The 12,555-nt window shown below is 62.0% G+C and carries 15 protein-coding genes; 4 read left to right on the top strand and 11 right to left on the bottom strand.

The window, feature by feature from the left end:
* Positions 1-114 precede the first annotated feature (114 nt).
* The 3 genes from IEX50_RS02385 to IEX50_RS17775 are packed head-to-tail and all read left to right on the top strand — an operon-like array spanning position 115 to position 852.
* On the top strand, positions 115-459 hold the full coding sequence (locus tag IEX50_RS02385; RefSeq protein WP_229673603.1) for a hypothetical protein: 345 nt from the start codon (positions 115-117) through the stop codon (positions 457-459).
* Positions 456-638: a hypothetical protein gene (locus tag IEX50_RS02380; RefSeq protein ID WP_157177329.1), complete on the top strand. Its 183-nt coding sequence runs from the start codon at positions 456-458 to the stop codon at positions 636-638. Before IEX50_RS02385 ends, IEX50_RS02380 begins: the two co-directional genes overlap by 4 nt.
* Positions 631-852, top strand: coding sequence for a DUF6961 family protein (locus IEX50_RS17775; RefSeq protein WP_229673601.1), 222 nt, complete (start codon positions 631-633; stop codon positions 850-852). Before IEX50_RS02380 ends, IEX50_RS17775 begins: the two co-directional genes overlap by 8 nt.
* A 983-nt stretch (positions 853-1,835) precedes the next feature.
* Here the strand turns inward: IEX50_RS17775 and IEX50_RS02375 are convergent.
* Entirely contained in the window at positions 1,836-2,108 is a 273-nt protein-coding gene (locus IEX50_RS02375) for a hypothetical protein (protein WP_157177328.1), read from the bottom strand.
* Between the two features lie 917 nt (positions 2,109-3,025).
* On the opposite strand from IEX50_RS02375, the gene IEX50_RS02370 reads away from it, so the two are divergent.
* Positions 3,026-4,153: an acyltransferase family protein gene (locus IEX50_RS02370; RefSeq protein ID WP_157177327.1), complete on the top strand. Its 1,128-nt coding sequence runs from the start codon at positions 3,026-3,028 to the stop codon at positions 4,151-4,153.
* Positions 4,154-4,437: 284 nt separating this feature from the next.
* Here the strand turns inward: IEX50_RS02370 and IEX50_RS02365 are convergent, their stop codons facing one another.
* The 10 genes from IEX50_RS02365 to IEX50_RS02320 form a co-directional block, all read right to left on the bottom strand.
* The gene (locus IEX50_RS02365; protein ID WP_184075066.1) at positions 4,438-5,268 is read right to left on the bottom strand and encodes a right-handed parallel beta-helix repeat-containing protein; all 831 of its coding nucleotides are present in this window, start codon (positions 5,266-5,268) and stop codon (positions 4,438-4,440) included.
* 426 nt (positions 5,269-5,694) lie between these two features.
* Positions 5,695-6,093, bottom strand: a complete 399-nt coding sequence (locus tag IEX50_RS02360; protein ID WP_157177325.1) for a hypothetical protein — start codon at positions 6,091-6,093, stop codon at positions 5,695-5,697.
* A complete protein-coding gene (locus IEX50_RS02355; protein WP_198350702.1) occupies positions 6,090-6,605 on the bottom strand; it encodes a TIGR02594 family protein in 516 nt (171 codons plus the stop codon). The genes IEX50_RS02360 and IEX50_RS02355 overlap by 4 nt, the downstream gene beginning before the upstream one ends.
* Before the next feature lie 438 nt (positions 6,606-7,043).
* Complete coding sequence (locus IEX50_RS02350) at positions 7,044-7,352, bottom strand: hypothetical protein (protein ID WP_157177323.1); 309 nt, start codon at positions 7,350-7,352, stop codon at positions 7,044-7,046.
* A complete protein-coding gene (locus tag IEX50_RS02345) occupies positions 7,349-7,852 on the bottom strand; it encodes a hypothetical protein (RefSeq protein ID WP_188699412.1) in 504 nt (167 codons plus the stop codon). Before IEX50_RS02345 ends, IEX50_RS02350 begins: the two co-directional genes overlap by 4 nt.
* Positions 7,853-7,964: 112 nt before the next feature.
* Complete coding sequence (locus tag IEX50_RS02340) at positions 7,965-9,167, bottom strand: SGNH/GDSL hydrolase family protein (protein WP_188699411.1); 1,203 nt, start codon at positions 9,165-9,167, stop codon at positions 7,965-7,967.
* 3 nt (positions 9,168-9,170) lie between these two features.
* The gene (locus IEX50_RS02335; RefSeq protein ID WP_157177320.1) at positions 9,171-9,650 is read right to left on the bottom strand and encodes a hypothetical protein; all 480 of its coding nucleotides are present in this window, start codon (positions 9,648-9,650) and stop codon (positions 9,171-9,173) included.
* Positions 9,651-9,676: 26 nt separating this feature from the next.
* Positions 9,677-11,962: a right-handed parallel beta-helix repeat-containing protein gene (locus tag IEX50_RS02330; protein ID WP_157177319.1), complete on the bottom strand. Its 2,286-nt coding sequence runs from the start codon at positions 11,960-11,962 to the stop codon at positions 9,677-9,679.
* Positions 11,962-12,372 (bottom strand): hypothetical protein, encoded by a 411-nt coding sequence (locus IEX50_RS02325; RefSeq protein WP_157177318.1) that lies wholly within the window; start codon positions 12,370-12,372, stop codon positions 11,962-11,964. The genes IEX50_RS02330 and IEX50_RS02325 overlap by 1 nt, the downstream gene beginning before the upstream one ends.
* Positions 12,369-12,554, bottom strand: a complete 186-nt coding sequence (locus IEX50_RS02320) for a hypothetical protein (protein WP_157177317.1) — start codon at positions 12,552-12,554, stop codon at positions 12,369-12,371. Before IEX50_RS02320 ends, IEX50_RS02325 begins: the two co-directional genes overlap by 4 nt.
* Between the last annotated feature and the right edge of the window lies 1 nt (position 12,555).

Below are 12,555 nucleotides of genomic sequence, written 5' to 3'. Positions count from 1 at the left end.
TTTCGGAACTATCGTAAACTGGCGGAGCGGGAGGCCGTCACAACAAGGGGCTGAAACCCGCGTAAACCCTAGTGTTTGGTAGCGGCATTTTCTCGACATACCATGGGATATACCATGGCGTTGAAAAGTGCCGCCGTTGCCACTGGTTTAGAGGTCGACCTTAGTTGGTGTTTCGCTTTCGAACCGCCAGCGACATGGTACGATTATGGGCGAATCGCTGGATTGGGGTGCCTTGTGACCAACACAAATGACAACGGCGAAACTTTTGGCGCTTGGCTGCTTGTGCAGAAGGATCGTGAGGGTTGGGTGGGTGACCTCGCCAAGGCCGCCCGGTCCGATCCCGAGTTCCCGCGCATGGGCTCCCCGGAGGATGTCCGCACCCGGTTGCGCGAGACGATGGCTGGGCCAAATGTGTTCGAGGCAGTGGATGACGCCGAGGCAGACTGGATGCACTATTGACCGAACGCGGCGGCATTCCGAATTTCGATCGCCTGCTCGCGAAGAAGCGAGCTGGCATCGCAGCTCGACATCTGGTGAGCCTGCTTACTGACGACGCGGTGCGCGAACTGATGGCCGACGATCAGACAGAGACCCGTCGGTTCGCGACTGAAGAGCTCAAGCGGAGGGGGCTTGAGTAACAGGTCACCGGTCCTCGCGGAACGGGAACTCTGGGCCTGCGCGCAGTACGTCCTGACCCAGTACGGCGACCGCGCGACCACCCACATTGCAGAGCGAGTGACCACTCTGGCGCTCTCTGGCGACATGGCCGGCGTTGAAACGTGGAAACGGATTGCCGATCGCGTCGACCAGCTGTCGGATTGTGGAACTTCCGGGCAACGCACACGGCACTGACCCAAGGCTTGGAACCAACTCGGTTTGAGCTTCAAGTGCTGCGACGCGGTTGTTGAGCGACTGATCTGGTCCGTCAGCGCCGCTCGCTGGACCAAGTTTGAAGTTCAAAATTACCGGTTCGCTTACCGTTTCAGCCGAGGATATCGTTCGGCACCAACCGTTACGACATAACATTCTTAATTAAGAATCTTATCCTTAAGTCTTAATTGATGCTAATAACTGCCCGTGTGGTTGGGGCGGGGAATGGGTAGTGAGTTCGTCGACAAGCGACACGGCCGGGTATGCCCGAGCAGACGATGGTATCGTCAGTCTTTATGGGTTTTCCGAGAACGTTCTCCGCCTATCGCCGGCGGCGGCCTTAGAGATGGCTGCCCGCCTTTTCGAGGCGGTCGCAGAAGCGGCTCAGCAGAACCAGACTTTAAACAGTGTTCCTTTGACCCAAGACTACCGACAAGCTGCCGAGTAAAACGCTGTTGGGAGCGATTCCGGCATACGCTCTCTCTCGCACGGTCGGCCAGCACCAATTATTGCGGTACCTTTGCAAGGCGGACGTAGGCAACGAATACACTGCGGCTTAGTGCGCCGGTCCAGAGGGGCTGAGAAACGCAAGTTGGAAAACACCCTCTATTAACTACGATGTAGCTATCGTCGTAGCGTAGTGATACCGCAACCACCGAAGCTTTTCCGAATGATCTGGCGCCGTTCGCGCCGATGGTTACGGGGCGGGAGGATGGATGCTGTGCCCGAAGATGAAGGCTTTTCAACGCCTTCTGTCAATCATGTCGGATGACGGCGTCATGGCAGTTTGGCACGCGGTAGTCAGCGTTCCAAACGAGGAGCGGATTCTGTTAATGGCCGAGATGAGGCGTCGCAACTTGGCCCTATGAAATACGACGACCTGCCGCCGCCGATAAAATGCGACGAGACCGGCCACGAGTGGCAGATCGTGCCCACAGCCGAAGGACGGCCCCGCGCGCGTTCGGCTATTGTTGCGGCGTGAAAGCGACGGTCATTCTAGCTATCGTGTCGTCGCCGACTTCGCTGATCAGCTCGATATTAAGCCCGTTTGCAGGACGAGCCGCTGATATCGCGACCCCCATATAACCGCCGTACGGATTGGTTGGGTGGCCTAAATCGACGTCGGCCACCGTTCGAAGCTCCTCCAACGCCAGCCGGGATAAGAGCCAGCGCATTGGTCGCCTGTTTGCGGTGATCGCATCAGCGAGCATGGAGGTCATTTCGTCGGCGATATTCATTCGGTCTCCTGGCGCTTAAGCGGCACGGACTGCGGGCGGTTACGCGAACAGCAGCTAGTCCCGCTGTGAGCTTTGGCCTTCGATTGAAGCCGCCGCTTCCAGCAACCGATCTGCCAGATCAACAGCGTCGGTCGCTCGCAGACGCAGTGCTTCGGAATTCACTAACGAAAGATGGATCCGCCCGTCGCCGATATGGACGACATAAGATGCGGCGGAACTGGATGGGGGCGTATTCATATCGTGTCTCGACGCTAGCGTGCGGTGGCGGCCATCCGCTCTGCACTCGGTCGTAAACATATGTTAGTCGTGTTTTGTTGCAGCGCAACATGGCGACCGGCGATTGGTGACTGCGGCCGCTCAACCGGCTGTCCACCATCTCGCATACGCAACGTGCGCCAACGGCCGACGGACCGACAGTGAGCGCGATTTCTGCGCGCTGTGGGGCGCTGCTGTGGGGTGAAGGCGACGGTGGTACGGGGGACGTGGGTCTTGGACCTGCCTGAGTGCGGTACAGACCAAGCCTAGTCCCGCCCCGCCGTGCTCATCTCCGACCACCCGCGATACCCGCACCGCTGGCAGACCAACTTCCTTTGAAAATCGCGTAGCGTCAGCGCCTTCGGCCAGCGCGCGACCAGATCCGCGGCGAGCATAGTCGACGATTGACCACACTAGGCGATGGACGTGCAGCTAATCGTGAGATGCGTCGCGCCCTTCAGGTAGTCGGTTAGCGAGATTTCGAACTGGTGCGCCACGGATCGTCCTTTGGAAGAAAGCTCGGAACATCGCGGCTGGGTTCGTGCAGGAAAAATTGAATGACCGGAGAAACGCAAACTCCGTCCCATAACGGGAATATCCTAGTATCGCCGTTGGTTTTTGATACAGGATACTGATCGAAGAAACAAAGACCGGCGGCCTGCGTGATTAAGACGATTGAATCAACGATTCCGGGGCGCGAAGGGGATAGCTTAAAACCGGCTTCAAATCATTATCCTGCACTTGATGCACTGCGGGGGGTGGCGGCACTCGTCGTGGTGCTACACCACGTTGCTGCGTTTTTTCTCTACGCCTACCCCCTTACCGCGCTTGCGGTGCCGCTCTGGGCAATTCACCGTTACGGTCATCCGGCGGTAGTCATCTTCTTTGTGCTTAGCGGGTTCGTGCTAATGTCGAGCACAATCGGCCGACCAGAAGTGTCTTTCAAGTCTTTCGTCACCCGAAGAGTCTTCCGAATATATCCTGCATTCTACGTTACCTTGGCGGTTGCTGCTACGGCTGCGGTCGCGATAGAAGTGCGACCGTTCGCCGAGTTGGGCGGGTATTGGAATGGGGCAATTCCAGAGTTCGTTTGGTTAGACTTGCTTCGAGCAAGCACCCTTCTGTTATGGATAGGTAACTTAACCGTTCTTCCCATCGTCTGGAGTTTGATCCACGAGATGCGGTTCTCGCTCTTATTCCCAATGCTGGCCAGAATTGCAAAACAACAGCGGATGGCTTTTGCGGCCTTAACATTCACAGGCCTTCTAGCCTCATTCGGCGTTCAGGTCATTATGGGTGGAGGCCATCTGTTCCTTGGAACTGATCTGCTCACAAGCCTAGCGATAACCGCGTTTTACCTTCCAATGTTTGCAGTCGGGATGCTAGCAGCATTCTATTATGATCGACGCGTTGCGTTCTCGCCGGGATGGAAGTTAGAGCTGGTCATTATACTTGCCGCAGCCATCCTTCTTTACCTTGACGTTGATGCGGTCAGCGCGTGCGCATCGGTAGCTCTCATCATATTGCTCGTTTGTCGGAACTGGCTGAGCCGGTTGTTCTCGACTGCGCCACTGGTTTGGCTAGGCCGTGTTTCGTACAGCCTTTACCTGGTTCATTTCCCAATTTTGTTCTACGCCGCTTGGCTGTTCCGTGGAAAAACCGAAGCACAGTTTGCACTCGGACTTGCGCTTGCTGTTATTGTCTCTTTTGTGGCCGCGTGGTTTTTGAGTGAATTTGTTGAACACAAGGCGAAAAACTTAGGTAGGCGAACAAGTACGATCTCCGCTTGAGCCGTCGCTAGTGATCATGCCGGACTGTGCGCCCTTCAGGTAGTTGGTCAGCGGAGTGCCGAGGGCAAAAGCATAATCAACTTTCGCCGTGTTCAGTCCGTTACCCTCAGGACCTCGCGCCCTAGCTGGTAACATGGGTAAGGACGAGATCGACCATTGTCCCACGGTCCGCGTCCGTCAGGCCGGACATCCCGCGCGCAAGGCACCGTGGTCAGCAATCGGCGGCAAAAGCTGTCCGGCTTACTCATGAGTCGTTTTCGCGGAGGTTGAGGAAGAGGCGGCGGTCATGGCAGCTTGCACCCCGGACCGAAGCTGAACTTGCTCCGGTTCCCGCCAGCGTTGAATAAGAACTCGGTCCCGGCCGGCACGTCCAGAACGCACGACTTGATCGTGATGGACACCGGGTGGTCGTTCTCGACGCGCAGGATTGGCGCATCCGTCGTGCTGGTGGCGATGAGTTTGTCGATCACGATGGTCTGCGGACCGGTCGCGTTCACCCAAATATGCGCCTGGACGGGATTGGCGCTGGTGATCGTGCGAGCCGTGATGCTGTCCCAGAACCGGAAATTGCGGCTGTTGGCCTCCGCGGTTACGTTGTCGAGCGTCCATGTGCCCTTGAGGTCGTAGCCGCCGTCCGTGTTGATGCTGGACGTGACGTTGGTGATCGTGCCGCTGCTCTTGCCTTCCGTCGCGATACCGTCGCCGTTGGTATACTTGCCCGGCACCTCGACCATACGGAACCCGGATAGCGTACCGTTGCGGATGACGATGCCCGACCCGCTGGTGATCGCGATACCCTCGGGTAGGTTGCCGCCCGTCTGGAGCTCGGCCCGCATCCGCAGATCAAAGTTCTCGATCGTCACGCGCTGTGCGTCGCGGAGCCGAATGCCGTCACGCTCAACGACTGCAGTCAGGCCGGTGATGCTGCTGTCCCGCAGGCTCGATCCGCTCTCGGCCTCGACGGCGCGATAACCTGCGGTGACGCGCGCCGGCCCGATCGTCATGCCCGACTGCGCCCCCTTCAGAACAATGAGCGCGCCGTTGACGCCAGGCTTACTCACGGCGTTGACCGGCGGTGTGACGGGCGCGGCCGGTGAAGGCAGTGCGGGGCACACTCCTGCACCGTAGCGATACGTGTCGGTTGTGCCTGGGCACGGCACGAACAGCTTATCAAGCGGGACGTCGGTGACGACCAGTTGCAGGGCGAGAAGGAGGGAAATCATTGGCTGTCTCCGGAGGCTGCTAGGATGGTTTCGATGTCCCGTTTCGGGATGTAGCCGTCACGCCACGTGCCGATGAGTTCGCGGACGCGCCTCTTGGCCGCCGCTAGTTCGCTGACTGCAGTGGATGGAGGAATGTTCTTCGACATAAGAAAGGCTCCCGGTAGAAGGTCGGAATGCGAGAATTATTGAGGGGCGTCCGCGCCCGCCTGGCGCGCCTGTTCGGCCGCGATCAGACCGAGCAACTGCAGCCGGATCCCGCCGGCGACGCCGTACAGGTCCAGCGCCCCGATCAGACACTGCTGCCCGCTCAGCGTCCCGTTAGCGTTGCGCGGTATCGGGGGAAGCGTCGGCGGCGGCGCCAGCAGGCTCGCCGGTAAGGCCACGGTTGGCGCTGTCGCGGGCACGGTCGAGCAGCTGCACGCCATCAGCATCGACGCAAATGCGCTGGAATACAGGACGGTCGACGATCTTAATCGCGTCACGGTAGATGGTCCTTTCGGTGGTGACCTGCTCGGTGCGAGCGGTGGCGGCCTGTCCGGCCAGCTTGTCGGTGGCGCTACGGATCCGATCAGCTGCGGCAACGATGCGGGCGGTGGCAGTCGCGTGACGCGCCAGCACCCGGTTCGCGCCGGCGCTGTCGCCGAGCGCATAGCCCCCGCCGCCGATCGCGACGGCCGCGGCGAGGCCGCCGGTGATGCGCCAGCCAAGCGAGATCACGCCTCGTCTCGCGATACTGGGACGCCTGCCGTCAGCAGCATGCGAACAGGTCCGCCCACGACCGCGACGCCTTTCGGCCAGCGCCGCGCGACGCACCGCGACTTCTCCAGGCGCATGATGCTGACCCGGTCGCCCTGGTTGCCGCCAAGGACGTGGTAACAGGTCGCATCCTCGCCGACGTAGAACCCGACGTGGCCACCGCCTGGTCGCTCGAACACCAGCACCGCGCCGGGCGCCAGCTTGTCGGCCGACAGGTTCGCCCCCCATGCCGCCCAGGCTTTCGCTCGCACCGCGATCGGCGCGGAGGGCAGGGCGGCAGCGCGCATGCACTCGGCCACGAACAGTCCGCACCAGGGCACGCTGTCCGCGTTGTAGATCATGCCCAGCACCTTCGTGCCGAGCGCCTTAGCCCAGCCCATGATAGTGGGACTGTTGGCTGGTCCGGCCGCTTCGCGCGTGCCGACCAGCTTTCGGGCATGGCGAAGCCACGCCGGCTCAGAAGCCTTCGTCATCATACTCTCCAATGTGAGGAAATGGCAGGAACCGACTTTTGGTAAATGAGTCGTTGTGCGGTGCGGTAACCGACTTGCCGCCAGCCCCGTCGGCAACGGTCTTCCGGACCGACGGGGCGAACGGACCAACCAAGTAAAAGGCGCGACTAAAGGACTGCCGCGAGCCGTTGACCTGTCATGTTGTTAAAGTAAATTAACTATACCGCGGTTGAGTCGGTCTTCCGCGCAGTCCCCGCCCGGACGCTTTAGTCAGCTGGCCGGCGGGGACGATCTGCAATAATGCCTATCGCCCAACCGAGCAGGTTCTGCGCCGATCGCGGACCGAGAATGATGCTTATTGGATTATCCTTTGCTATAGAAGCGTCAGCGCGGTCCTTCGAACAGCCGCGTAGTCCTCGCCGGCAGCTCCCACCCCGGAACCGCCGGCGGGGCACCATGTCAGCCCTGCTTGTCGTCCGGCTGCTTTAGTGCTGCGCGCACGGCGCCAACGAGCAGCCGGAACGTGCCGAACCCAGTCCACCCGGCCGCGATGCCAGCACCGAGGATGAAATAGACCGGCCAGTCGTACTCGGCAGCGAGCGCGCCACCCAGCGCGCCGAACGCCGGCAGCATCGTCAGTTCGACCATGATCTGCTTGCGGCCGACGGGGAGGTCCTGTTCCATTCGCCGACCCAGTCGCCCGATCTGGCCTGACGCGACCGCGAACACCATGAGCGCGAACACCCACCAGCTGTCCGGGACCCTCATGGCCGCACCGCGGTGACGACGCCGATGCCGAGGCCCATCACCGCGAAACCGATACTGACGTAGACGCTGAGGGATCGCTTGCGCGTCACGGCCGCGTGAACCGCCGACATACCGAGCGACAGCGCGATCGCCCCCGCAAAGTCCATGCTGCGGTCGAAGGCGCTCCAGCGGTCAGGTAGGCGCGCCACCAGCTGCACGACGTCGCCGACGCTACCGAACGACAACCCAAGGCCGATCAGGGTCATGCCGCCGAACAGCAACAGACCGGACCACGGCGTCGTCAACGCTATGATCAGGTCCGCATACCGCGCGTCCAAGCTCTGGCCGAACCACCGCCGTCGATCCGCCCAAGTGGCGTTCCTCGATCGCGCGACCCGCTTAAGGCAAAGCAATACCGGCTTTAGACCGTGCCCACTTACCGCGATGAACCGCAGCGCGGACAGGAAGATGATCCATACCGCGGTTACCCCGACGACATGGATGATGGATGGCTCTGTCACAGGACGCGCGCCGGCGACCGCACCGGCACAAGGCCGGCGGCGTGGTTCGTCTTCATGGTGGGGTGCTCCTGTTAGGCCTGCTTCTTCAGGCAGCGGTGATCTGTTGGGGGGACTAGTTCCAGTTAAGCGCGGTCATCCTGGCATGGATCGACTGCATGACGGCGGTGTAGCCGTCGTTGCTCAGGTGGATGGCATCCCCAGTTGCTAGGTTAGCCGTAGGCAGCTTGCCGTTATCGGTCGCGAGCGCTGCGAACAGATCGACGACCCGCCCGCCATAGGCTGCCACCAGCCCTGCATTCACCTGCTGCATGGCGACATAGTTGACATCACCGACCGCCCAACCCGCGCGCGGATACATGTTGCAGACGAGCGTGCTCGAGTTGGTCCGATAGGCCAGCGCGCGATCGACCTGGGCCCGGATCGCGGCGAGCCAGCCCGGACCGTTGCCGACATTGTCGTCGAAGTCGTTCGTGCCGATCCACAGGACGGCGTTCCACTGCCGCCCAGCCACCTGATCCGCAATCAGCCGATCGACGATTGTGGCCGACTTCTGCCCGCCCAGTCCCTTGGACGCAATCGGCCAGCCGGGTCGCTGGCGGCGGAGCTGGGCCGTCACGTCCATCGGGACGTTGCTCACTGCAACCGCGCCGGTTCCTTCGGTCAGGCTGTCACCCCAGATCGCGGTCGCACGCGGGCTGGCGACGTTGCTAGGGCCGCTGCCGGCGGTCAGCATTTCGAGCGAGGAACCGATGACTTCCATCGTGTCGCCGTTCACCACCTGCACATCCAGCGACACGGTGACGGGCTGCGCAAAATCGACCAGCACCGTCTCGCCTGTTGGCGGAGCCGAATTGCTGACGAAATTGATGTAGCTGGACGGCTGACGGGCACCAAGGCTGGCGGTCGAGCCAGTCTTCGCGCCGGTCGATGCGACGTTGCCGGCCGCCAGCGAGGGCGTGTCGAGCGAGTTGGTATTGTAGACAAACGCGGACTTCCGATCGTTTGCGATGCGGATCAGATGTTCGATTTCGGTCGTGAGCAAAGATGCGCCAATATCATTCTGCGCGACCACCAGATTGCCGATCCGCATACGCCATTTATGGCCGCCGCCGAATGGGACGTACTTCGCAAGCAACAGCCGCAACCGCAGCGTGCAGCCTCCTACGATCGTGTTGGGCGGCAGCGTGACGCTTTGCGCCGTGACGAACCCGGCACCTGCCGGGCCGTAGATCGGGCCGGACTGTCCCGCTGCCATCAGCACGCGGGTACGCTGGGATATAAGAGCTTTCGCTGCTCCGTATGCGGCGGCGTCCATCGCTCAACCCTCCCAGACAGTAACAGCAGCACCCGCCGAAAGGCCGGTGATGTAGAGCGCGTTCGCCGGGACCTCGCCGGCCGCGATCGTGTTGGGCACCCCGCCGAACAGCGGCCAACCTCCGCCCGCGCCGCTGCTGATCCGCAGGGTGCAGTCGGTTGGCGGGTTGATCATCAGCACCTTGCGGGTCGTGCTGGCGGGGAGGACCGACGCCGCGCCGGTCGACTGGGATGCGGAGAGGGTGACCGAGATGTCGGCATAGGTGATCGGGCCGCTGCTACCCCCTGCGCCGCCGCCGAGGCCGCCCACGGGCAGCGGGGTGGCGGCACTGACGGTCACCGCCCTGCCGTCGGCATCGGCGAAGGTCATCGCCTGCTTGGGTACGAAGCCAGCCGGGGCAGCGATCGGCTGCTGCGCCACGGCAGGCAGGCATAGCGAAGCGACGGACAGCGCAAAGGCTGCCCGGAAGAGCATCTTGATCATTGGTCTTCTCCTGTGAGGTTTTGGGGCTAGATTGAGACACCGCCGGTGCGGCCGAGCTGGCGCTCGATGCGGAACCGGGTGTCGTCGCTGACTGCCGCGTTCAGCACCGCTAGGCCGTAGAGGCGTCCGTTCAGCAAATCGATGTAGCCAGTCTCGGGCGTCCACCGCGCGCCGACCAGCGGCTGTTCGGTGGTGAGCGGGTAGGGATTGGCGGCAACGTCCTGGGCATCGATGATCGTCGCCATCCCGACGCCGAGCGTGTTGTTGCTCGATCGCACGATGCCATCGCTCGTCCGGTAGGACAGGGCCACCGCCTTGTTGGAGACGGTGCCGATACCGTTACTCGTCCCGTTCGTGCCGGTCGTGCGGAATGACGCCGACGTCCCGCCTCGCGGGCCAAACCAAAAGGTGCCGTTGGTGTCGAGCGAAGTGGTGGTACCGCGGCGGCCGAAGAACAGGGCGATCGTCAGGCCGGTCGAACTGTCGACGTCGCGCATCATCGACAGGACCATGGTGAACGCAGGGAACCGCATGTCGCCCGGCGAACCCAGCCGGTAAAATGTCTGGTATCCGTCGAACTCCAAATACGTCGTGAAATTGACCTGCCGGAGCCGCGCCTGCCGGTCGGGATCGTCCTGCCGCAGATGGTGTCCCCGACCGCTCTGATCCGTGACGGCGGCGACCAACCCCCCCACCTGCGCAGGTTGCGTCATCGCCACGTCCGCCCACAGCGTCGACATATCCCCGATGTCGAACCACGCACCGTCCGATCCGGAATAGCCGAACGCCTCCGCCGGTGCGATCGGATCATCGGCGACGTCGTTGATGATGACGTTCATCGCCTTTGCGACCGAACGGTTCTTGTTCGCATCCACGGCCGTCAGGGTTATGCGCAGCACGTTGCCGCCCAGTACCGACGGGCCGCCTGGCGCTTCGAAGTCCTGCGGCTTCATGATGAGGCTTCGCCCCTGCGGTTCGAACTTCGCCCGGTCCGGCCCGCTGATCTCGATGGACGCCGCTTCCGTCATCGCGATGTCGAACGTGCGCGGCAGGTTCTCGTCGACCGTAAAGTTTAGGTCCGTCGTGATTTGGGGCAACGTGGTGTCGTTCACGTCCCAGATAGTGAAGAGTGCATCGGGGCGCCCCTCGTCTGTCCACAAGGGGACGCTGGCCGGCTTCACCGTCCCGGCCTGGGCTGCGGCGTCGATCGTCAGAAAGCCGTAGTCGAACACGTGGAAAGGGATCAGCATGTTGTCGGCCTGCTGAGTGAACGAGCCGCCCTTCACCCGCACGCAACCGATCTTGTTGTACGAATAGACCTGGCCCGCCGACCCGGTGCCGCCGCGATCCTTTGGGTTTCGACCGATACAGTCGTAAAGCGTCGCCGGTCCCCACATGCGGAAGTTCCGCTTGTTGCCGTCGCCGATGCAGTTGAAGAGTTCGACTTCGCTTTTGAAATCGTAGCCGCCGTCGGTGCAGTCGTGTGCTTCGCAGTCGTACAGTTTGATCCGGTAGTTGCCGCCCTCGCCGGCGAACGCGTCGGCGTTCCAGTAGAGTGTCCCGGCGTTGTAGACACAGTTCCGACCGACACAGCGGCGCATCGTGACGTCGTGCGCCGTGTCGTCCAGCACGAAGCCTGCCGACCACAGGTCGCCGTCCTGCATCTCGGCGTCGGCGTAGCAGTCCTCGATCAGCACGTTGCTGCTGTCGTAGCGGACGTGGATGAACTGCTTTGAGAAACCGTAGCCGGAGCAGCGCCGGATGGTCAGGCCGACGATCGTCGCATTGGTGCCGCTGCCTTGAATCAGGCGCCGGATATTGTCGCCACGGATGTCTTCGAACAGCAGGTTCGTGTTCGCTTCGCGCAGTCGGAAGCACGTGCCGGCATTGCGGAACCGGAAGTCCCGGAAGATGAGGTTGCTCGCGCCAGCGTTAAACCAGATCTGCTCCGCGCCGGTCGCACCGCCCGGTTGCCACCGCGGGGACTGGCGGTTGCCGAGCATCTCGGCCGCGATCGCCTGTCCAAGGACGTCCGAGCCGCGAATGATGACCGGCTTGCCGAGCGTCCCGCCCTTGTTCAGCACAATTTGCGATCCGGGCAGGGTGTACGATCCGGCGTCCGCTCGAACGCGCACCTCGCCACCGGTGACTGTCAGCTGCCCGATCAGATCGTTCAGGGCCGTGATGGGCGCGGCATTCGCCCAACTGCTTCCGTCGCCGGTACCGGATGGAGCGATGTAGCGCGCTTGCACCGGTGGGACGCGGGACGGCGCGATCGCGACGATCGTTGGGAAGAAGCCTGCCTGGAACATCAGCCTACCGCCGCCGTGTCGCCGTCGAGCATCCAGACGGCCGAGTTGCCGTCGTCGTTGCGCTCGCAGGTCAGACTCACCGCGGCGTACTGCCGGGCGGTGCCGTTATGGTTCAATCCGTTCCGCAGGACTGACGTTCCGAACGGCAGGAAGCGAAGCTGGCCAGTGTTGGTCTGGCGTGGCAAAAACACCGTTCCGACCGGGGAACTCTGGGGCAGCCTGACGTCGCAGACCCCGACGCTGTTGATGCGGATCCGCTTTCCGCCATGATCGGCCGTCGAAAGATCGACCGGTCCCGGACTTGCGATCGTCATGACAACCACGCGCATGACGGCCGCATCCTGGCGGTCGAGCAATTCTTCGAAGCGTGCGACGAGCCCCGCGAAGCTCTCTTCATCGACCGGGATCATGCCGGCTTCTCCACCATCATCCGATCGATCACGACGTGCGTCTGCTCATATGCCCCATCGTCGGGGACAATCATCCTGTGCAGACCCAAGGCCTCGGCGGTCGCAGCGATGGTTTCGGATCCACCGGACATGCGCTGCCGGATTTCACCGGCATCGTCATAGAGCACTGCGTACAATTTCATT

Source organism: Sphingomonas prati (assembly GCF_014643515.1).
GTDB lineage: Bacteria > Pseudomonadota > Alphaproteobacteria > Sphingomonadales > Sphingomonadaceae > Sphingomonas_R > Sphingomonas_R prati.
This window is presented reverse-complemented; position numbering and strand designations above follow the sequence as displayed.

Excerpts from the sequence above, each read along its gene's own strand:
- IEX50_RS02330 (WP_157177319.1), bottom strand. The coding sequence starts at position 11,962 with ATGTTCCAGGCAGGCTTCTTCCCAACGATCGTCGCGATCGCGCCGTCC.
- IEX50_RS02355 (WP_198350702.1), bottom strand. The coding sequence starts at position 6,605 with ATGACGAAGGCTTCTGAGCCGGCGTGGCTTCGCCATGCCCGAAAGCTG.
- IEX50_RS02385 (WP_229673603.1), top strand. The coding sequence starts at position 115 with ATGGCGTTGAAAAGTGCCGCCGTTGCCACTGGTTTAGAGGTCGACCTT.
- IEX50_RS02325 (WP_157177318.1), bottom strand. The coding sequence starts at position 12,372 with ATGATCCCGGTCGATGAAGAGAGCTTCGCGGGGCTCGTCGCACGCTTC.
- IEX50_RS02335 (WP_157177320.1), bottom strand. The coding sequence starts at position 9,650 with ATGATCAAGATGCTCTTCCGGGCAGCCTTTGCGCTGTCCGTCGCTTCG.
- IEX50_RS02320 (WP_157177317.1), bottom strand. The coding sequence starts at position 12,554 with ATGAAATTGTACGCAGTGCTCTATGACGATGCCGGTGAAATCCGGCAG.
- IEX50_RS02340 (WP_188699411.1), bottom strand. The coding sequence starts at position 9,167 with ATGGACGCCGCCGCATACGGAGCAGCGAAAGCTCTTATATCCCAGCGT.
- IEX50_RS02375 (WP_157177328.1), bottom strand. The coding sequence starts at position 2,108 with ATGAATATCGCCGACGAAATGACCTCCATGCTCGCTGATGCGATCACC.
- IEX50_RS02350 (WP_157177323.1), bottom strand. The coding sequence starts at position 7,352 with ATGAGGGTCCCGGACAGCTGGTGGGTGTTCGCGCTCATGGTGTTCGCG.